20 protein-coding genes are annotated in these 17342 nt (G+C 68.8%); 15 read left to right on the top strand and 5 right to left on the bottom strand.

Features of this window, described 5'->3' with window-relative positions; all coding sequences use genetic code 11:
* Positions 1 to 27: 27 nt before the first annotated feature.
* Both CR157_RS17720 and CR157_RS17715 read right to left on the bottom strand, forming a co-directional pair.
* The gene (locus CR157_RS17720) at positions 28 to 951 is read right to left on the bottom strand and encodes a ribokinase (RefSeq protein ID WP_110284872.1); all 924 of its coding nucleotides are present in this window, start codon (positions 949 to 951) and stop codon (positions 28 to 30) included.
* Positions 952 to 966: 15 nt separating this feature from the next.
* Positions 967 to 1902: a D-2-hydroxyacid dehydrogenase gene (locus CR157_RS17715; protein WP_110284871.1), complete on the bottom strand. Its 936-nt coding sequence runs from the start codon at positions 1900 to 1902 to the stop codon at positions 967 to 969.
* 184 nt (positions 1903 to 2086) lie between these two features.
* Between CR157_RS17715 and CR157_RS17710 the strand changes: the two genes are divergently transcribed.
* The 14 genes from CR157_RS17710 (at position 2087) to CR157_RS17645 (ending at position 13726) form a co-directional block, all read left to right on the top strand.
* Positions 2087 to 2350 carry an FmdB family zinc ribbon protein gene (locus CR157_RS17710; RefSeq protein WP_110284870.1) on the top strand — a complete coding sequence of 88 codons (264 nt, stop codon included), beginning with the start codon at positions 2087 to 2089 and terminating at the stop codon, positions 2348 to 2350.
* A 49-nt stretch (positions 2351 to 2399) separates the two neighbouring features.
* Positions 2400 to 4181 (top strand): aspartate--tRNA ligase, encoded by a 1782-nt coding sequence (gene aspS / locus CR157_RS17705; RefSeq protein WP_110284869.1) that lies wholly within the window; start codon positions 2400 to 2402, stop codon positions 4179 to 4181.
* 217 nt (positions 4182 to 4398) lie between these two features.
* Positions 4399 to 5148 (top strand): YebC/PmpR family DNA-binding transcriptional regulator, encoded by a 750-nt coding sequence (locus CR157_RS17700; RefSeq protein WP_110284868.1) that lies wholly within the window; start codon positions 4399 to 4401, stop codon positions 5146 to 5148.
* A 9-nt stretch (positions 5149 to 5157) separates the two neighbouring features.
* The gene (gene ruvC / locus CR157_RS17695) at positions 5158 to 5697 is read left to right on the top strand and encodes a crossover junction endodeoxyribonuclease RuvC (protein WP_110284867.1); all 540 of its coding nucleotides are present in this window, start codon (positions 5158 to 5160) and stop codon (positions 5695 to 5697) included.
* Between the two features lie 109 nt (positions 5698 to 5806).
* Positions 5807 to 6418 carry a Holliday junction branch migration protein RuvA gene (gene ruvA / locus CR157_RS17690; RefSeq protein WP_110284866.1) on the top strand — a complete coding sequence of 204 codons (612 nt, stop codon included), beginning with the start codon at positions 5807 to 5809 and terminating at the stop codon, positions 6416 to 6418.
* A 48-nt stretch (positions 6419 to 6466) separates the two neighbouring features.
* The gene (gene ruvB, locus CR157_RS17685) at positions 6467 to 7504 is read left to right on the top strand and encodes a Holliday junction branch migration DNA helicase RuvB (RefSeq protein WP_110284865.1); all 1038 of its coding nucleotides are present in this window, start codon (positions 6467 to 6469) and stop codon (positions 7502 to 7504) included.
* The gene (gene ybgC, locus CR157_RS17680; RefSeq protein ID WP_181422109.1) at positions 7501 to 7935 is read left to right on the top strand and encodes a tol-pal system-associated acyl-CoA thioesterase; all 435 of its coding nucleotides are present in this window, start codon (positions 7501 to 7503) and stop codon (positions 7933 to 7935) included. The genes ruvB and ybgC overlap by 4 nt, the downstream gene beginning before the upstream one ends.
* 11 nt (positions 7936 to 7946) lie before the next feature.
* A complete protein-coding gene (gene tolQ, locus CR157_RS17675) occupies positions 7947 to 8636 on the top strand; it encodes a protein TolQ (RefSeq protein ID WP_110284864.1) in 690 nt (229 codons plus the stop codon).
* A 12-nt stretch (positions 8637 to 8648) separates the two neighbouring features.
* Complete coding sequence (gene tolR / locus CR157_RS17670; RefSeq protein ID WP_110284863.1) at positions 8649 to 9089, top strand: protein TolR; 441 nt, start codon at positions 8649 to 8651, stop codon at positions 9087 to 9089.
* Between the two features lie 9 nt (positions 9090 to 9098).
* Positions 9099 to 10286, top strand: coding sequence for a cell envelope integrity protein TolA (tolA, locus tag CR157_RS17665; protein ID WP_110284862.1), 1188 nt, complete (start codon positions 9099 to 9101; stop codon positions 10284 to 10286).
* Positions 10286 to 11578: a Tol-Pal system beta propeller repeat protein TolB gene (gene tolB, locus CR157_RS17660; protein WP_110284861.1), complete on the top strand. Its 1293-nt coding sequence runs from the start codon at positions 10286 to 10288 to the stop codon at positions 11576 to 11578. The genes tolA and tolB overlap by 1 nt, the downstream gene beginning before the upstream one ends.
* A gap of 46 nt (positions 11579 to 11624) precedes the next feature.
* The gene (pal, locus tag CR157_RS17655) at positions 11625 to 12155 is read left to right on the top strand and encodes a peptidoglycan-associated lipoprotein Pal (RefSeq protein WP_110284860.1); all 531 of its coding nucleotides are present in this window, start codon (positions 11625 to 11627) and stop codon (positions 12153 to 12155) included.
* 16 nt (positions 12156 to 12171) lie between these two features.
* Complete coding sequence (ybgF, locus tag CR157_RS17650) at positions 12172 to 12948, top strand: tol-pal system protein YbgF (protein ID WP_110284859.1); 777 nt, start codon at positions 12172 to 12174, stop codon at positions 12946 to 12948.
* Positions 12949 to 12964: 16 nt separating this feature from the next.
* The gene (locus CR157_RS17645) at positions 12965 to 13726 is read left to right on the top strand and encodes a YciK family oxidoreductase (protein ID WP_110284858.1); all 762 of its coding nucleotides are present in this window, start codon (positions 12965 to 12967) and stop codon (positions 13724 to 13726) included.
* Positions 13727 to 13789: 63 nt separating this feature from the next.
* Here the strand turns inward: CR157_RS17645 and CR157_RS17640 are convergent, their stop codons facing one another.
* The 3 genes from CR157_RS17640 to ubiG form a co-directional block, all read right to left on the bottom strand.
* Entirely contained in the window at positions 13790 to 14665 is an 876-nt protein-coding gene (locus CR157_RS17640; protein WP_110284857.1) for a hypothetical protein, read from the bottom strand.
* Between the two features lie 175 nt (positions 14666 to 14840).
* A complete protein-coding gene (locus tag CR157_RS17635; protein WP_110284856.1) occupies positions 14841 to 15509 on the bottom strand; it encodes an HAD-IA family hydrolase in 669 nt (222 codons plus the stop codon).
* Complete coding sequence (gene ubiG, locus CR157_RS17630) at positions 15506 to 16231, bottom strand: bifunctional 2-polyprenyl-6-hydroxyphenol methylase/3-demethylubiquinol 3-O-methyltransferase UbiG (RefSeq protein WP_110284855.1); 726 nt, start codon at positions 16229 to 16231, stop codon at positions 15506 to 15508. The genes CR157_RS17635 and ubiG overlap by 4 nt, the downstream gene beginning before the upstream one ends.
* Before the next feature lie 220 nt (positions 16232 to 16451).
* Between ubiG and galU the strand changes: the two genes are divergently transcribed.
* Positions 16452 to 17342 (top strand): UTP--glucose-1-phosphate uridylyltransferase GalU, encoded by an 891-nt coding sequence (gene galU / locus CR157_RS17625; RefSeq protein WP_110284854.1) that lies wholly within the window; start codon positions 16452 to 16454, stop codon positions 17340 to 17342.

Below are 17342 nucleotides of genomic sequence, written 5' to 3'. Positions count from 1 at the left end.
GTCTCCTCGGGCGATGGAAAGGGCGGATCAGGAGCCGGTGGCGGGGCCGTGGCGCAGGGCGCGCTCGACCTCGTCACGTTCGGGAATGCTCTCGGCGGCGCCCGGGCGCTGTACCCCCAGCGCCGCGGCGGTGGCGGCACGCCACAGGCAGTCGACGACCGGGCGCTCCTCCTGCAGGGCCGCCAGGTAGTAGCCGATGAAGGTATCGCCGGCGGCGGTGGTGTCCACCGGCGTGACCGGCAGGGCCGGCTGGTGCAGGCGCTCGCCGCCGCGCTGGTACCAGGCGCCTTCGCCGCCCAGGGTCAGCACCGTCTCGCAACCCGGCAGCTTCGCCGCCAGGGCATCGAGCAGCCCGGCGGCGGCAGTGGCCTCTTCGACCCCGGCCAGCCCCGCCGCCTCGACACGGTTGACGAACAGCAATCGACACGACGCCAGTGGCAGCGACAAGACCTCCTCGGTCATCGGCGCCGGGTTGAAGGCGACGTTCAGGCCGCGGTCGGCGGCACGGGCCATGACCTCGGCCAGGGCGTTGCACTCGTTCTGGAGCAATAGCCAGTCGCCGGGCCGGGCCGCCTCGATCAGGGCGGCGACCTCCGAGGCGCGAAAGCCGCGGTTGGCCCCGGGGAACAGGATGATGGCGTTTTCGCCCCGATCATCGACCTGGATGATGGCGTGGCCGCTGGGTTCGTCCACCAGCGCGACACGGGAGACATCGACGCCGGCCCGGGCCAGGGTGTCGCAGGCCCAGGCATCCTGGCGTCCCAGGCGCCCCCAGTGGCTGATCCGGCCGCCGGCGCGGGCCGTGGCCAGCGACTGGTTGGCCCCCTTGCCGCCGAGGCCGACCCGGTAGTCGTGGCTGGCCAGGGTCTCGCCGGGCTTGACCAGATGGGGCACCCGGTAGAAGTGGTCGAGGTTGATCGATCCAAAGTTGTGGATAGCACTGTGGGGCATGGCCGCTTTCCTCGATCAGCTCGTCTGCCAGGTGCGCAGGTTCTCGGCGGTCAGGGTCACCACCCGCTGGCGGGCCTCGGGGGTGATCCAGGCGTTGTGGGGCGTGACGATCAGGTTGAGTGGCTCGGCGAGGGCGTCGAGCAGCGGGTGGCCGTCGCGGGGCGGCTCCACCGGCAGCACGTCGACGCCGAGCCCACCCAGGCGCCCCGCGCGGAGGGCTTCCAGTGCCGCCGCCTCGTCGATGATGCCGCCGCGGGCACAGTTCACCAGCAGGGCGCCGGGTCGGAGGGTAGTCAGCAGGTCGGTGTCGACCAGGTGCCGGGTGGCATCGGTGAGCGGGCAGTGCAGGCTGACGACGTCGGCCTCGGGTGCCAGCTCGGCCAGGCCGGGGCGGCTATCGTTCGCCTCGTTGCCGGGGCGCGCGGCGAAGCTCACGCCCATGCCGAAGGCCTCGGCGAGCTGCCCCACCTTCGAGCCCAGTGCGCCCTGGCCGACCACCACCAGGTGCTTGCCCTCGAGCTGCAGGGTGCCGTGATCCATCAGGCAGAAGAAGTCGCTCTCGCCCCAGCGGCCGGTAGCCACGTCGCGCTGGTAGAGCGGCAGGCGATTGGCCAGGGCGAGCATCAGCATCAGGGTGTGCTGGGCGACGCTGGCGGTACCGTAGGCGGTGACGTTGCGTACCGCGATGCCGAGCCGCTCGGCGGCGTCCATGTCGATGTTGTTGGTGCCGGTGGCCAGCACGCAGATCAGCTTCAGGTCGGGCAGCGCCTCGAGGGTGGGCGCATCGAGCACCACCTTGTTGACGATGGCCACCCGGGCCCCGGCCAGGCGCTCGGCGCTCTGGGCGGTGGTGCTCTGGGGGTGGACCTCCAGCGCCTCGACACGCTCGCGGATCGGGGCGAGGTCGATATCGGGGCCGAGGCTGGCGGCATCGAGAATCACGGCTTTCATGGGGTGTCCTTCCAGATGGGCGGGGCGCGGATGCCTTGCCCGCACGGGTGGTGACCACGCTATAATGTCGGGCTTTCGGGCAGGCTTGGATATCGCGCGGGCCGGCCACATATTCGTTTCTCGTCGGGCCCGGGGCCCGACCTCGTCTTGACCCGGGTAATGTCGTCTGCGGAGTGATCAAACCATGCCCATCTACGAATACGAGTGCAAGGCCTGCGGCCACCGTCTGGAGAAGCTCCAGAAGATCAGCGCTCCCCCCCTGACCGACTGCCCCGCCTGCGAGGCCGACGGACTCTCCCGCCTGGTCTCGGCGGCGGGCTTCCGCCTGGCCGGCGGCGGCTGGTACGAGACCGATTTCAAGTCCGGCGGCAAGAAGAACCTGGCCGGCGACGCGGCCGGCAGCGGTGACGGCAAGGCGCCGGCGAAGAAGGATGGTGCGGCGGCCTGAGGGCCGCCCATCGCCCCGTTTTCAACAACGCAACAGAACAGGATATGACATGCGCAGCCATTATTGCGGCCAGCTGAACGAAACCCTGGTGGACCAGACGGTCACCCTGTGCGGCTGGGTGCATCGCCGCCGTGACCACGGGGGCGTGATCTTCCTCGACATGCGCGATCGCGACGGCATCGCCCAGGTCGTGGTCGACCCCGACACCGCCGAGGCCTTCGCGAACGCCGACCGCGCCCGCAGCGAATTCGTGCTGCGCATCCAGGGTCGCGTACGGCTGCGCCCGGAAGGCACCCAGAACCCCAACATGCCCACCGGCATGATCGAGGTGCTGGCCAGGGACGTGGACGTGCTCAATACCGCCGCCACGCCGCCCTTCCAGCTCGACGAGCACGGCAAGGTGGGCGAGGAGGTGCGACTCAAGCACCGCTACATCGACCTGCGCCGCCCGGAGATGATCGAGAAGCTGCGCCTGCGCTCGCGGATCACCCACAGCGTGCGGGCCTTCCTCGAGGGGCAGGGCTTCCTCGACATCGAGACGCCGATCCTGACCCGCGCCACCCCGGAAGGCGCGCGTGACTACCTGGTGCCGAGCCGCACCCACGCCGGCAACTTCTTCGCCCTGCCGCAGTCACCCCAACTGTTCAAGCAGCTGCTGATGGTGTCGGGCCTCGACCGCTACTACCAGATCGCCCGCTGCTTCCGCGACGAGGACCTGCGAGCCGATCGCCAGCCGGAGTTCACCCAGATCGATATCGAGGCCTCGTTCGTCGACGAGGACGACATCATGGCCGTCACCGAGTCGATGATCCGCCAGCTATTCCGTGACGTGCTGGCCGTCGAATTGCCGGAATTCCCGCGCATGCCCTACGACGAGGCGATGAACCGCTTCGGTTCCGACAAGCCGGACCTGCGCATCCCGCTCGAGCTCACCGACGTCGACGACCTGATGCAGCGGGTCGACTTCAAGGTCTTCTCCGGCCCGGCCAAGGCCGACGACGGCCGCGTGGCGGCCCTCAAGGTGCCGGGCGGGGCGACGCTGTCGCGCAAGGAGATCGACGAGTACACGAAGTTCGTCGGCATCTATGGCGCCAAGGGACTGGCCTGGATCAAGGTCAACGAGCGCGCCCGCGGCCTCGAGGGCCTGCAGTCGCCCATCGTCAAGTTCATGGAGGACGTGGTCGAGGAACTGCTCGATCGCCTCGGCGCCGAGGACGGCGACATCATCTTCTTCGGCGCCGACAAGGCGCGCATCGTCAACGAGGCGATCGGGGCACTGCGGGTCAGGCTGGGCGAGGACCTCGACCTCTACACCCGCCGGTGGGCGCCGCTGTGGGTGGTCGACTTCCCGATGTTCGAGGACGATGGCAGCGCGCGGATGCAGGCCCTGCACCATCCCTTCACCGCCCCCTCCTGTGACGTCGAGGCGCTCAAAGCCAACCCGATCGCGGCGCTGTCCCGGGCCTACGACATGGTGCTCAACGGCACCGAGCTGGGCGGCGGCTCGATCCGTATCCACGATCCGGCCATGCAGCGGGCGGTGCTCGAGGTGCTGGGCATCGACGAGCACGAGGCCCGCGAGAAGTTCGGCTTCCTGCTCGACGCCCTGCAGTACGGCGCGCCGCCCCACGGCGGGCTAGCCTTCGGCCTGGATCGCCTGGTGATGCTGATGTCCGGCGCCCGCACCATCCGCGAGGTGATCGCCTTCCCGAAGACCCAGAGCGCGGCCTGCCTGATGACCGATGCCCCTGGCGAGGTGAGCGGCGAGCAGCTGCGCGAGCTCAACATCCGTCTGCGACAGAAGGCCAAGGCGGAAGTCGCCGGCGAATAGGCGGCTCTTGACCCAGGTAGCATGGCACCGGCGCCCCAGGGCGCCGGCGTCGTCTCCAGTCCACTCGACAGGGCAAAGCGCAGTTACTCAGAGCGAGAGGCGCCGAGGACAGGTCGTAGAGGGGGTCACAGCGCCCCCTCGTAGGCCTGTCGTCGGAACAGCCTCGAGCGATACTGCTATCTGCGTTAGCCTTGGTCCGCCCAACCAGGAGGATGCCATGGCCGGCCATAGCAAATGGGCCAACATCAAGCACCGCAAGGCGGCCCAGGATGCCAAGCGGGGCAAGATATTCACCAAGCTGATCCGCGAGTTGACCGTGGCGGCCCGCCAGGGCGGCGGCGAGCCGGCCGACAATCCGCGCCTGCGTGCCGCCATCGACAAGGCGCTGGCCAACAACATGACCAAGGACACCATCCAGCGGGCGGTGGACCGCGGGGCGGGCAACAGCGACGGCGACGAGATGGAGGAGTGCGTCTACGAGGGGTATGGCCCCGAAGGCGTCGCGGTACTGGTCGAGTGCCTGACCGACAACCGCAATCGCACCGTCTCGGACGTGCGCCACGCCTTCAACAAGTGTGGCGGCAACCTGGGCACCAGCGGGTCGGTGGCCTTCATGTTCCACCAGCAGGGCCGCCTGGACCTGCCCGCCGGAGTCTCCGAGGAGTCGGTGATCGAGGCCACGCTGGAGGCCGAGCCGGAGGACGTCGTCGCCCTCGACGACGACACCCTGGAGGTCATCACCTCGCCGGGGGCCTACAGCGAGGTCAAGGACGCCCTGGCAGCGGCCGGGCTCGAGCCGGAACGCAGCGAGGTGGGGCTCTTCCCCGAGACCACCACGCCGATCACCGACGTCGAGCTGGCCCGCAGGGTGATCCGGCTGATCGACCTGCTGGAGGACCTGGACGATGTCCAGAACGTCTACACCAATGCGGAGTTCGATGACGATGTCCTCGACCAGCTCGATTGAGCCTTCCGAATGCTGATCCTCGGCATCGACCCCGGCTCGCGACTCACCGGCTACGGGGTGCTCGACGTCGCCAGCGCGACGCCCGCCTATGTGGCCAGCGGCTGCATCCGCACCCGGGCCGACGACCTGGCCCAGCGGCTGGCCCAGGTCTATGCGGGCATCGCGGAACTGATCGCCGTGCATCGTCCCGGCGAGTTCGCCATCGAGCAGGTGTTCATGTCGAAGAACGCCGATTCGGCGCTCAAGCTCGGCCAGGCGCGGGGCACGGCCATCGTCTGCGCCGCCAACCATGGCCTGCCGGTCAGCGAGTACGGCCCGCGCCAGATCAAGCAGGCGGTGACCGGCAGCGGCCGCGCCGACAAGGCCCAGGTGCAGCACATGGTGGCGGCGATTCTGGGGCTCGACGGCACGCCCCAGGCCGACGCCGCCGATGCCCTGGCCATCGCCCTGACCCACGCCCACGCCCGGCTGGGGCTGCTGACCCAAGGCAGCTTCGGCGGCCATCGGGTGCGCCGCCGCGGCAACGGGTGGCGTGACTTCCAGCCGTGACGGAAAATTCTCGAACGCTGTTTGAGAGCGGGCTGGCCAGTTGGCAGGATGACCAGTATAGTGATCGCCATCTCTCGATGGACCCATTGCCGACGGATATGACAGCCCCATGATCGGACGCCTGCGTGGCACACTGCTGGAGAAGCAGCCGCCCTGGCTGGTGGTCGACGTAGCCGGCGTCGGCTATGAGCTGGAAGCCTCCATGAACACCCTGGTGGCGCTGCCCGGCCCCGGCGAGCCCGTCTCCCTGTACACCCATCTCAGCGTGCGCGACGACGCCCACCTGCTCTACGGTTTCGTCCGGGAGCAGGAGCGTTCGCTGTTTCGTGCCCTGATCAAGGTCAACGGCATCGGGCCCAAGCTGGCCCTGGCGATCCTCTCCGGCATGGACGAGGCGGCCTTCATGCGCTGCGTGATGGACGACGACGCCAAGGCGTTGACTCGCCTGCCCGGGGTCGGCAAGAAGACCGCCGAGCGCCTGATCATCGAGATGCGCGACCGCTTCCCTCACTGGGAGCCGGCCGAGGCGGGGCTCGGGGTGGCGATCGGCGGCAGCGCAGCGCCGGACACCCGGCAGGACCCGCTGGTGGATGCCGAGGCGGCGCTGGTCAGCCTGGGCTACAAGCCCGCCGAGGCGGCGAGGATGCTCGCCGGGCTCGAGGACGAGGCCTCCACCGAAGCCATGATCAAGGCGGCACTGAGCCGTCGCCTGGCCGGGTGACCCTGATGTTGCCGACGCCTTCCTCCCTGTCGATCCCGGGGGCCGCCCATGCTGGAGAATGACCGCCTGATCGCCGCCGACCCGCGCGAGGGGGAGGGGCGCATCGATCACGCCATTCGCCCGAAGCGGCTTGCCGACTACATCGGTCAGCCACGGGTGCGCGAGCAGCTCGACATCTTCATCAGCGCGGCCCGTGGCCGGGACGAAAGCCTCGATCATACCCTGGTGTTCGGCCCCCCCGGCCTGGGCAAGACCACCCTGGCCAACATCATCGCCGCGGAGATGGAGGTGGGGCTCAAGTCCACCTCCGGGCCGGTGCTGGAGCGGGCGGGCGACCTCGCCGCCATGCTCACCAACCTGCAGCCCGGGGACGTGCTGTTCATCGACGAGATCCACCGACTCTCGCCGGTGGTGGAGGAGATCCTATATCCCGCCATGGAGGATTTCCAGCTCGATATCGTGATCGGGGAGGGGCCGGCGGCGCGCTCGATCAAGCTCGACCTGCCGCGCTTCACCCTGGTCGGAGCGACCACCCGGGCGGGCCTGCTGACCTCGCCGCTGCGTGACCGCTTCGGTATCGTCCAGCGCCTCGAGTTCTACGACATCGACGAGCTCACCGAGATCGTCACCCGCTCGGCACGGCTGCTCGGGGTCGAAACCGACCGGGGCGGGGCCCTGGAAGTCGCGCGTCGCTCGCGGGGCACGCCACGCATCGCCAACCGCCTGCTGCGCCGGGTGCGCGACTACGCCGAGGTGCGCGGCAACGGCCGGGTCGATGCGGCCATCGCCGACCAGGCGCTCAACATGCTCCATGTGGACCATCATGGCCTCGACCACATGGACCGTCGCCTGCTGCTGGCGATGATCGAGAAGTTCGACGGTGGCCCGGTGGGGGTGGACTCGCTCGCCGCGGCGATCGGCGAGGAGCGCGACACCATCGAGGACGTCATCGAGCCCTACCTGATCCAGCAGGGGCTGATGATGCGCACCGCCCGCGGGCGCGTCGTGACCCGACAGGCCTGGCAGCACTTCGACCTGGCGCCTGCCGAACAGGCCGTGGATGCTCAGGGGGAGGTGCGGCCGTGAGTGATTTCCGGCTGCCGGTACGGGTCTACATCGAGGATACCGACGCCGGCGGCATCGTCTATTACGTCAACTACCTCAAATACATGGAGCGGGCACGCAGCGAATGGCTCCGCGCGCAGGGGTTCACCCAGCGCGAGCTGTTCGAGGCCGGCATCCAGTTGGTGGTCCACCGCCTGGAGTGCCGTTTTGCCAAGCCCGCCCGTCTGGATGACGGCCTCGAGGTCGGGGTCGACGTCCTGTCGCACGGTCGCTGCCGGCTGCAGTTCGGCCAGGTGGTGACGCGTCGCGGGGAACCCTTGTGCGAGGCGAGAGTCGACATCGCCTGTATCGATGCCGAGCGCCTCAAGCCCGTGTCCTGGCCGCCGGCCCTGGCCGCGGCACTCGCTCGACAACCTTCAGCCCAATCGCAAGACGTTCAACCGCCAGTCTGACGAGGATTCCCGTGAACGACTCCATGTCCATTCCCCACCTGATCATGAACGCCAGCACCGTGGTGCAGCTGGTGATGCTGCTGCTCACGGTGGGATCGATCCTTTCCTGGGTGGTGATCTTCCAGCGCACCTTCGTGATGCGCCGTGCCCGCCGGTCCCACCAGATCTTCGAGGAGCGCTTCTGGTCCGGCGTCGACCTCAACGAGCTCTACCGCGAGACCCCCGCAGAGCAGGAGACCCAGGGCGCCGAGCACGTCTTTCGTGCCGGCTTTCGCGAGTTCAACCGCCTGCTGCCCAAGACCCGCAGCCCCCAGTCGATCCTCGACGGCGTCCAGCGCAGCATGCGCGTGGCCTGGTCCCGCGAGGAGGAGCGTCTCACCCTGCACCTGGTGTTCCTGGCCACGGTGGCCTCGGCCAGCCCCTACATCGGGCTGTTCGGCACCGTCTGGGGCATCATGGGCTCCTTCCAGTCGCTCTCCATGGCCCAGCAGGCCACGCTCGCCACCGTGGCGCCGTGGATCGCCGAGGCGCTGATCGCCACCGCCATGGGCCTGTTCGCGGCCATCCCCGCGGTGATCTTCTACAACCGGCTCTCCGCCGAATCCGGGCGGCTGCTGGGCAAGTACGAGGACTTCGCCGAGGAGTTCCACTCCATCCTGCATCGCAACCTGCAGGGCCGGACCGAAACCGCCACCGCCTGAGGGAGTCGCACCATGCACGGACCTTTCAATCGCGGCGGCGGGCGCAAGCCCATGGGTGAGATCAACGTCGTGCCCTTCATCGACGTCATGCTGGTGCTGCTGGTGATCTTCATGATCACCGCGCCGATGCTCACCCAGGGCGTGCAGGTCGAGCTGCCCCAGGTCTCCTCGGAGCCCATCGAGGACGTCGAGGACAACGAGCCGATCATCGTCTCGGTGGACCGCGAGGGGCAGTACTTCATCTCGCTGGGCGACGACCAGACGCCGGTCAGCCTGAATGACATCGCCGACCGGGTGATCATCATCCTCGAGCGACGCCCGGGCACGCCGGTGATGGTACGTGGCGATCGCAACGTCTCCTATGGCCAGGTGGTCAACCTGATGAGCACCCTGCAGATCGCCGGCGTCGGCAATGTCGGGCTGATCTCGGAACCGCCACCCGGGGAGGGTTGAGGAATCGACATGGCCAGACACGACCAGCGCGTGGGCTATGGCCTGCCGGTGATCCTCGCCGTCGCCCTGCACGTCGCCGTGGTGGTGTTCAGCGTGATCAGCCTGCCCGACCGGGATCCGGAACCGACCTCGTCCTCCATCGTCCAGGCCACGCTCGTCAGCACCGAGACCACCACCGACCAGGCACAACGCGCCGAGGAGGCGCGGGCCCGCGCCCAGGCGCGGGAAGCCGAGGAGCAGCGCCAGGCCGAGGAAGCGGCACGCCAGGCAGAAGAGGCTGCCGCCGCCGAGGAAGCCGCCCGCCAGGCCGAGCAGCAGGAGCAGCGCGAGGCCGAGGTCCGGGCCCGCGAGGAGGCGCGTCAGGCCGCCGAGGCGGAGGCCGCGCGGCGCGCCGAGGAAGCCGAGCAACAGGCACGCCTGCGTGAACAGCAGGAGGAAGCGCGCCGCCAGCGGGAAGCCGAGGAGGCCGAGCGCCAGCGCCAGGCGGAGGAGGAAGCCGAGCGCCGGCGCCAGGCCGAGGAGGAAGCCGAGCGCCAGCGCCAGGCCGAGGAGGAGGCTGAACGCCAGCGCCAGGCCGAGGAGGAGGCCGAACGCCAGCGCCAGGCCGAGGAGGAAGCCGAGCGCCAGCGCCAGGCCGAGGAGGAGGCCGAACGCCAGCGCCAGGCCGAGGAGGAGGCCGAACGCCAGCGCCAGGCTGAGGAGGAAGCCGAACGCCAGCGCCAGGCCGAAGAGGAAGCCGAACGCCAGCGCCAGGCCGAAGAGGAAGCCGAACGCCAGCGCCAGGCGGAGGAGCAGCGTCGCCGCGAGGAGGCCGCCCAACGCGCCGCCGAAGAGGCCGAGGCCGCCCTGCAGCGGGCCATCGAGGGCGAAAGCGAGGCCGTGGCCAATGCCCAGCAGGGCCAGGAGGCGGCCAACAGCTTCATCAACCTGGTGCGCCGCGCGGTGGAACAGGCCTGGGTGATTCCGCTCAACGTGCCCCAGGGGGCTTCCGCCGACGTGTCGGTGCGTCTCGGGCCGTCCGGTGAACTGTTCACGGCCACGATCTCGCAAAGCAGCGGTGACAGCGCCTTCGACCGCTCGGTGATCCAGGCCGTCGAGGCCGCCGCTCCCTTCAGCGAGCTGCGCCAGTTGCCAGCCACGGTGCAACGGGATTACCGTCAATTCATTCTGCGATTCAGACCGGGGGATGTACGCTAATGAAAGCCCTGATGACCACCTGGCTGGCCGCCATGCTGCTGATGGTCGGCAGCCTGGCCCACGCCCAGGCCAACCTGACCATCGAGATCACCCGCGGCAGCGATCGGGCCACTCCGGTGGCCGTGGTGCCCTTTGCCGGCGGCGAGAACCTGCCCGAGGATGTCGCCCAGGTGATCCACGACAACCTCGAGCGCAGCGGCTACTTCGCCCCGCTACCGCGCGACGCCATGATCGAGCAGCCCTCCGAGAGCGGAGAGGTGCGCTACCGCGACTGGCGGGCCCTGGACGTACGCTACCTGGTGGTGGGACGCGTCAGCCAGGAGGGCAGTGGTTACAGCATCCAGTTCGAGCTGATGGACGTCAGCGGCGAGCGCCGCATGCTCGGCGAGGTGCTGACCACTCCCCAGGGCCAGCTGCGCAAGGCCAGCCACCACATCAGCGACCAGATCTTCGAGGCGATCACCGGCATTCGCGGGGCCTTCTCGACGCGTATCGCCTACGTCACCGCCCAGGGAGTCGGCGACGACATGCAGTTCGGCCTCTATGTGGCCGATGCCGACGGCCGCAACAGCCAGCAGGTGCTCTCCTCGGTCGAGCCGATCCTGTCGCCGGCCTGGTCGCCGGACGGTGGCAAGCTGGCCTATGTCTCCTTCGAGACCGAGCGCCCGGCGATCTACATCCAGAACCTGGCCTCGGGCCAGCGGGTTCGCGCGACCTCCTTCGAGGGGATCAACGGTGCCCCGGCCTGGTCGCCGGATGGCCGCAAGCTGGCGATGTCGCTGTCGAAGGACGGCCAGCCGGAGATCTACGTGATGGACGTGGGCTCGCAGGACTTCCAGCGGATCACCAACAGTTCCAGCATCGACACCGAGCCGTCCTGGGCGCCGGACGGCCGCAGCCTGCTGTTCACCTCCGATCGTAGTGGAGGGCCCCAGATCTACCGCCACGATCTGGCCAGCGGAGAGCAGGAGCGCCTGACCTTCACCGGCAACTACAATGCCCGTGGACGCTTCGCGCCGGACGGCGAGTCGATCTTCCTGATCCACCGCAGCAACAACGGCTATCAAGTCGCCAGGCAGGATCTCGACAGCGGTCGCCTGGTGGTGATCAGCGAGTCGCGCCTGGATGAATCCCCCAGTGTTGCCCCCAACGGGACCATGGTAATCTTCGCCACCCAGCAGGGAAACAGCGGGGTGTTGGGGGCAGTATCGGCCGACGGGCGCGCGTCGTTCCGGCTGCCTTCGGCACAGGGCGACGTGCGTGAACCCGCATGGTCCCCCTTTCTGAACTGACCTGATCACATGATGGTGTCTTTCGAAACCAGCAAGGAGTAACACGATGCAACTCAAGTCCTACGCCAGGACCCTGGCGGTCGCCCTGTCCCTGGCCTTCGTGGCTGGTTGTTCCAGCAGTGGCGGCACCCAGGACGGGGTCATGGATGGCTCGCGTGACGGCGCCGCCGGCACCGGTACGGCCGGAAGTGGTCAGATCAGCGGCAGCCGCATGGGTGACGGCGCCGGCCAGCAGGCCGATGGCCGGATCCCCCAGCAGCGCACCATCTACTTCGAATTCGACAGCGATCGCATTCGCAGCGAGTTCGAGCCGGTGCTTGCGTCCCACGCTCGCTACCTGCGCTCCAACGGCAATGCCCGTGTGGTGCTGCAGGGGCATACCGACGAGCGTGGCACCCGCGAGTACAACATGGCCCTGGGCGAGCGCCGAGCCCGCTCCGTCGAACGCTTCCTCGGCGTGCAGGGCGTGTCCCCCTCCCAGGTCGAGGTGGTGAGCTATGGCGAGGAACGTCCGGCGGCGCGTGGCCCGAATGAAGAGGCCTACGCCCAGAACCGTCGGGTCGTCTTCGCCTACTGAGTCGATGGAGACACGCATGAAACACGGTCTGAAAGGACTGTGCGGCGCGGGAGCCCTGGTGCTCCCGCTGTCCGTATGGCTCCCAGCGATGGCGCAGCAGCCGGTGGTGGAGGACCTCACCAGCCAGCCGCGCTCCTTCTACGAGCAGACGGAAACCCGCGAGGAGGCGGGCGGCAGCCTGGTGATCTTCAACCAGGTCCAGCAGCACGACGAGGAGCTCCGCCAGCTGCGCGGCCAGGTCGAGGAGTTGCGCCACCAGCTCGACCAGTTGCGGCGCCAGACCCGCGAACAGTACCTGGACCTCGAGGAGCGCCTGGCCTCCGGCGGGGCGGGCGTGGGCGTGGACGCCTCCGCCCAGGTGGACGAGGAAGCCGCTCGCGAGGTCGCCCGGACGCCGTCACCGAGCGGCGCCAGTGCCGATGCCCAGGCGGCCTACCAGGCGGCCTTCGCCAGGGTCCAGTCACGCGAGTTCGGCGAGGCGATCAACGCCTTCAACCGTTTCGTCGCCGAGCACCCGGACAATACCCTGACGGCCAACGCCTACTACTGGCTCGGCGAGCTGCACTCCGCGGAAGGCTCCCTGGACGAGGCCGAAGGGGCCTTCCAGACCGTGCTCGACCGGTTCCCGCAGAGTGGCAAGGTCCCCGATGCGCTCTACAAGCTGGGCCTGCTCAAGGCGCGGCAGGGCCAGCCCGGCGAGAGTCGTGAACTGCTCGAGCGGGTTCGTGACACCTACCCCGACAGCAGCGCCGCCGGTCTCGCCAACGACTTCCTGCGCCAGTCGGGCAATTGATTCCCAAGGAGCATCGATGACCAGCAAGATCGACTACCAGGCGCCGGACGGGCTGCTCGAGAACCGCATCATCCTGGTCACCGGGGCCGGTGATGGCATCGGCCGGGCGGCCGCGCTCGCCTTCGCCCGCCACGGGGCCACGGTGATCCTGCTCGGTCGCACCATCGCCAAGCTGGAAAAGGTGTATGACGAGATCGAGGCCGCCGGCGGGCCACAGCCGGCGATCTTCCCGCTGAACTTCGAGGGCGCCACCCTCAAGGACTACCACGACATGGCCGAGACCCTGGACAAGGAGTTCGGCCGCCTGGATGGCCTGCTGCACAACGCCGGCCTGCTCGGGCGCATCACCCCCTTCGAGCAGTACAACCCCGAGCTCTGGGAACAGGTGATGCAGGTCAACCTCAATGGCCCGATCTGGATGACCCAGGCGCTGCTGCCGTTACTCAAGCATTCCGCGGACTCCTCGGTAATCTTCACCTCCTCCAGCGTCGGGCGCCGCGGCCGGGCCTACTGGGGCGCCTATGCGGTCTCCAAGTTCGCCACCGAAGGCTTCGTCGAGGTGCTGGCCGACGAGCTGGAGCACCTGGGCAACATCCGCGTCAACAGCCTCAACCCGGGGGCGACCCGCACCCAGATGCGCAAGACCGCCTATCCCGGCGAGGATCCGAGTTCCCTGCGGACTCCCGAGGAGATCATGCCCACCTACCTGTGGCTGATGGGGCCGGACAGCCGCGGTCACAACGGCGAGAAGTTCGACGCCCAGCCGCCCCGATCCTGAGCGCCCGCCGGGAGGCGTGCCGCACGCGCCGGCGGCACGCCATTGCCGGTCGAGTTTCCAGGATCACAGCGGGCCGCTCCCTCCCGGGGAGCGCGGGATCCGCCCCCAGGAGCCATCCTCCCGCCAGCCCGCGTCCTGTGTTTGGCGACGACTTGCCGTGACCTCGTGGCTGGGCGGCAGGGGGTCTCCCCGGGCCGCGCCGGCCAGGAAGACGACGGGATCCCCTGGCGTGACGCCAGGAGTGACGCTGTCCCGAATGGTGGAGACGTCTTCGCTGCTGACCAGGCCGGCCCGGTCGTTGACCGTGCCGAGGTGGGCGACCAGGCGGCCATCATGTAGCCAGCAACGCTGTGGCACGTGCGAGATCCGCCAGCTGCGCCCCTCCCAGCACGCGCACGCTGCCGCCGATTCGAGCTGCAGCGCATCGAGTGGAATCAAGGCCTCGAAGAGCCGACTGTTGAGAACCGCCCCCGTCCGTCCGATACACACGCCGCCACGATAGCTCCCCTGGCGCAATGCCTCGATCACGACCCCGCGCCGCTGCTCGGTACACGGGGTGCCGATGCCGCACAGGTGCAGGATGTCGTCATCGATCTGCTTGACGACCCAGACCTCGATCGGGGGCCTTCGCAGCCACTGCCACAGCCATGCCAGCCTCTTCGCGATGCGAGTCGGCGACAGGTGGCGGGCGAGGGCCGTGCCCGCCCGCCGCGCTGCGATGCGAACGCGAGGTGCCGGCGGGGGACAGGGGGGGCTGTCGCCATCGCGGTCGGGCTGCAGGACGGCTCGGTCCGGCGACGGGTCGAGGGCCTGGAGGGGGAAGGTGGCCCCGCAGTCGATGCAGCTGTAAGTGTGGGGGCGCCTGGCCAGGCGCCGCCAGAGACGCCGTCGGTGCTTGACGACGCCATAACTGCGGCAGTGCGGGCAACACTTCCTCATGACCTGTACCCTGGCGCGCCAGATGCGAAGGGGCCGCGACAGCGACAATACGCCACTGCGATGGTTGCCGGCGCAGGGATGACGAAGTCGTGGGCCGCCTCCCACAGTGTCGCCCCCGGGCCGCCTCCTTGCCAGACTGAAAATGGTCATGCCCGACCAGGCACCTGGTCGGGGTTCAGTGCCCGAGCAGTGCCTCCACCAGCGCTTCGCCCGTCTCGAACCAGAAATCGGCGGGCCAGGCGCGGTAGTCGTCTTCCTCCTCGAGATAGCCGTAGCCCACCGCCACGGCCGCCATGCCGGCGGCCCGTGCCGCCTGGACATCGCGTAGATGGTCGCCGATATACCAGCAATCGGATGCCGTCGTGCGGAGCCGGCGGGCGGCCTCCCACAGCGGCTCCGGAGACGGCTTTTTCACCGGCAGGTCATCGGCGCAGATCAGCACGCCGGGCGTCAGGCGAAGCGCCTCGATCAGCGGCTCGGCATAGGCGCGGGGCTTGTTGGTGACGATGCCCCAGGGGCGTGCACGGGCTTCCCAGTCGGCCAGCAGCCGGTCGAGCGGGGGAAACACCCGGCTCTCCGCGGCGATGGTCCGTCCATAGGCCTCCAGCAGGAAGGCGCGGGCCTCGTCATGTCCCTCGGCTTCCCTGGCCAGGCCCAGCGCCAGGGTCACCAGGGCGCTGCCGCCGTTGGAGACCTGGGCCCGGATCACCGGGTAGTCGAGCGGCGCGAGCCCATGATGGGTGCGCAGGGCATTGGTGGCCCGGGCCAGGTCCGGCGCGGTATCCACCAGGGTACCGTCCAGGTCGAAGAGCAGCGCGCCCGGCCGCGAGACGGGAGCCTTCACGTGAGCTCCCGGCGACAGTGCATGAGGTAGTTGACCGAGACATCGCGGTCGGAGAGGCGGTAGCGGTGGGTCAGGGGGTTGTAGACCAGACCGCTCTGCTCGCGCACCTCGAGTCCCGCCTCGCGACACCAGCCGGCCAGCTCCGAGGGGCGAATGAACTTCGCGTAGTCGTGGGTACCGCGAGGCAGCATCCGCAACAGGTACTCGGCGCCGAGAATCGCCAGGGCGTAGGCCTTGGGGTTGCGGTTCAGGGTCGAGAAGAACACCTGGCCACCGGGCTTGACCAGCCGGGCGCAGGCGCGCACCACCGAGGCCGGGTCGGGCACGTGCTCGAGCATCTCCAGGCAGGTCACCACGTCGAAGGTGCCGGGCCGCTCCTCGGCCAGGGCCTCGACGCTGACGTTGCGGTACTCCAGCTCGACGCCACTCTCGGCGGCATGCAGGCGCGCCACGGCCAGGGGGGCCTCGCCCAGGTCGATGCCGGTGACGATGGCGCCCCGGTGGGCCATGGCCTCGGCGAGGATGCCGCCGCCACAGCCCACGTCGACCACCCGCCGCCCGGCCAGGCCGGCACGGGCATCGATGAAGTCGAGGCGCAGGGGGTTGATATCGTGCAACGGCTTGAACTCGCTCTCCGGATCCCACCAGCGTTCGGCCAGGGCCTCGAACTTGGCGATCTCGCCGGGATCGACATTGCCCGCTTCCGTGTGACTTGCGCCCATCTGAGCTCTCCGTTCTGGAACCAACTTGAGTTGTCGCCGAGCCGACACGGTGGCAGGTCGGTGCTCGTTCGGTATCATGACGTATTCTACCCGCTCCGGGGACCGCATTCCCATGACCTGCCGCGGGGCGAGAGGGTTGTTTCACCGGTGCGTCTCATCCGGTGGCAAGCGTCACACATCGACATGCACCGACGATTACTCACAGGACAAGGATTGCACCATGATCAACAAGGCCGTGCTTCCCGTCGCCGGCTTCGGCACCCGCTGCCTGCCGGCCTCCAAGGCGATTCCCAAGGAGATGATCACCATCGTCGACCGACCGGTGATCCAGTACGTGGTGGAAGAGGCGGTGGCCGCCGGCATCCGTGACATCGTGCTGGTGACTCACGGCAGCAAGGGCGCCATCGAGAACCACTTCGACAAGCACTTCGAGCTCGAGGCGAGCCTCGAGGCCAAGGGCAAGCAGGAGCTCCTGGAGGAACTGCGCTCCATCGTGCCCGGGGACGTCAACATCATCAGCGTGCGCCAGTCGGAGCCGCTGGGGCTGGGCCACGCCGTGCTCTGCGCCCGACCGGTGGTGGGCGACCACGAACCCTTCGCGGTGCTGCTGCCCGACGTGCTGGTCGATTGCGAGGGGCTCGAGCGCAACGACCTGGCCGGCATGCTCGACGCCTTCGAGCGTACCCAGCGCTCCCAGCTGATGGTCGAGGAGGTCCCCTTTGACCTGGTCTACAAGTACGGCATCGTGGATACCGGCGGCGAGATTCCCGGCCCCGGCGAGTCGCGCCCGCTTCAGGGCGTCGTCGAGAAGCCGGCCGTCGAGGCGGCGCCCTCCGACCTGGCGGTGATCGGCCGCTACGTGCTGCCGGGCAGGATCTTTCCGCTCCTCGCCGAGACGCCCCCGGGCGCCGGTAACGAGATACAGCTCACCGACGCCATCGAGACCCTGCGCCGGGCCGAGGGCGTGGATGCCTGGCGAATGCGCGGCAAGACCTATGACTGCGGCCATCAGCTCGGCTACCTGGAGGCGATCCTCGCCTACGGCCGCCGGCATCCGCGTTACGGTCAGGGCTTCCGCGAGCTGCTCGCTCGCTACGCCACCGAGGAGTGA

Source organism: Halomonas sp. LBP4, from assembly GCF_003202205.1.
GTDB classification, from domain to species: Bacteria; Pseudomonadota; Gammaproteobacteria; order Pseudomonadales; family Halomonadaceae; genus Halomonas; species Halomonas flagellata.
Note: the sequence above shows the minus strand (reverse complement) of the source record. Positions and strands in the feature narration are given on the sequence as shown.

What these genes read in the sequence shown, in the direction of transcription:
- galU (WP_110284854.1), top strand. Translation starts at nt 16,452, where the DNA reads ATGATCAACAAGGCCGTGCTTCCCGTCGCCGGCTTCGGCACCCGCTGC.
- ruvB (WP_110284865.1), top strand. Translation starts at nt 6,467, where the DNA reads ATGCTGGAGAATGACCGCCTGATCGCCGCCGACCCGCGCGAGGGGGAG.
- CR157_RS17645 (WP_110284858.1), top strand. Translation starts at nt 12,965, where the DNA reads ATGACCAGCAAGATCGACTACCAGGCGCCGGACGGGCTGCTCGAGAAC.
- ruvC (WP_110284867.1), top strand. Translation starts at nt 5,158, where the DNA reads ATGCTGATCCTCGGCATCGACCCCGGCTCGCGACTCACCGGCTACGGG.
- tolR (WP_110284863.1), top strand. Translation starts at nt 8,649, where the DNA reads ATGCACGGACCTTTCAATCGCGGCGGCGGGCGCAAGCCCATGGGTGAG.
- aspS (WP_110284869.1), top strand. Translation starts at nt 2,400, where the DNA reads ATGCGCAGCCATTATTGCGGCCAGCTGAACGAAACCCTGGTGGACCAG.
- pal (WP_110284860.1), top strand. Translation starts at nt 11,625, where the DNA reads ATGCAACTCAAGTCCTACGCCAGGACCCTGGCGGTCGCCCTGTCCCTG.
- CR157_RS17710 (WP_110284870.1), top strand. Translation starts at nt 2,087, where the DNA reads ATGCCCATCTACGAATACGAGTGCAAGGCCTGCGGCCACCGTCTGGAG.
- tolA (WP_110284862.1), top strand. Translation starts at nt 9,099, where the DNA reads ATGGCCAGACACGACCAGCGCGTGGGCTATGGCCTGCCGGTGATCCTC.
- CR157_RS17715 (WP_110284871.1), bottom strand. Translation starts at nt 1,902, where the DNA reads ATGAAAGCCGTGATTCTCGATGCCGCCAGCCTCGGCCCCGATATCGAC.
- CR157_RS17700 (WP_110284868.1), top strand. Translation starts at nt 4,399, where the DNA reads ATGGCCGGCCATAGCAAATGGGCCAACATCAAGCACCGCAAGGCGGCC.
- ubiG (WP_110284855.1), bottom strand. Translation starts at nt 16,231, where the DNA reads ATGGGCGCAAGTCACACGGAAGCGGGCAATGTCGATCCCGGCGAGATC.
- ruvA (WP_110284866.1), top strand. Translation starts at nt 5,807, where the DNA reads ATGATCGGACGCCTGCGTGGCACACTGCTGGAGAAGCAGCCGCCCTGG.
- ybgF (WP_110284859.1), top strand. Translation starts at nt 12,172, where the DNA reads ATGAAACACGGTCTGAAAGGACTGTGCGGCGCGGGAGCCCTGGTGCTC.
- tolB (WP_110284861.1), top strand. Translation starts at nt 10,286, where the DNA reads ATGAAAGCCCTGATGACCACCTGGCTGGCCGCCATGCTGCTGATGGTC.
- CR157_RS17640 (WP_110284857.1), bottom strand. Translation starts at nt 14,665, where the DNA reads ATGAGGAAGTGTTGCCCGCACTGCCGCAGTTATGGCGTCGTCAAGCAC.
- CR157_RS17720 (WP_110284872.1), bottom strand. Translation starts at nt 951, where the DNA reads ATGCCCCACAGTGCTATCCACAACTTTGGATCGATCAACCTCGACCAC.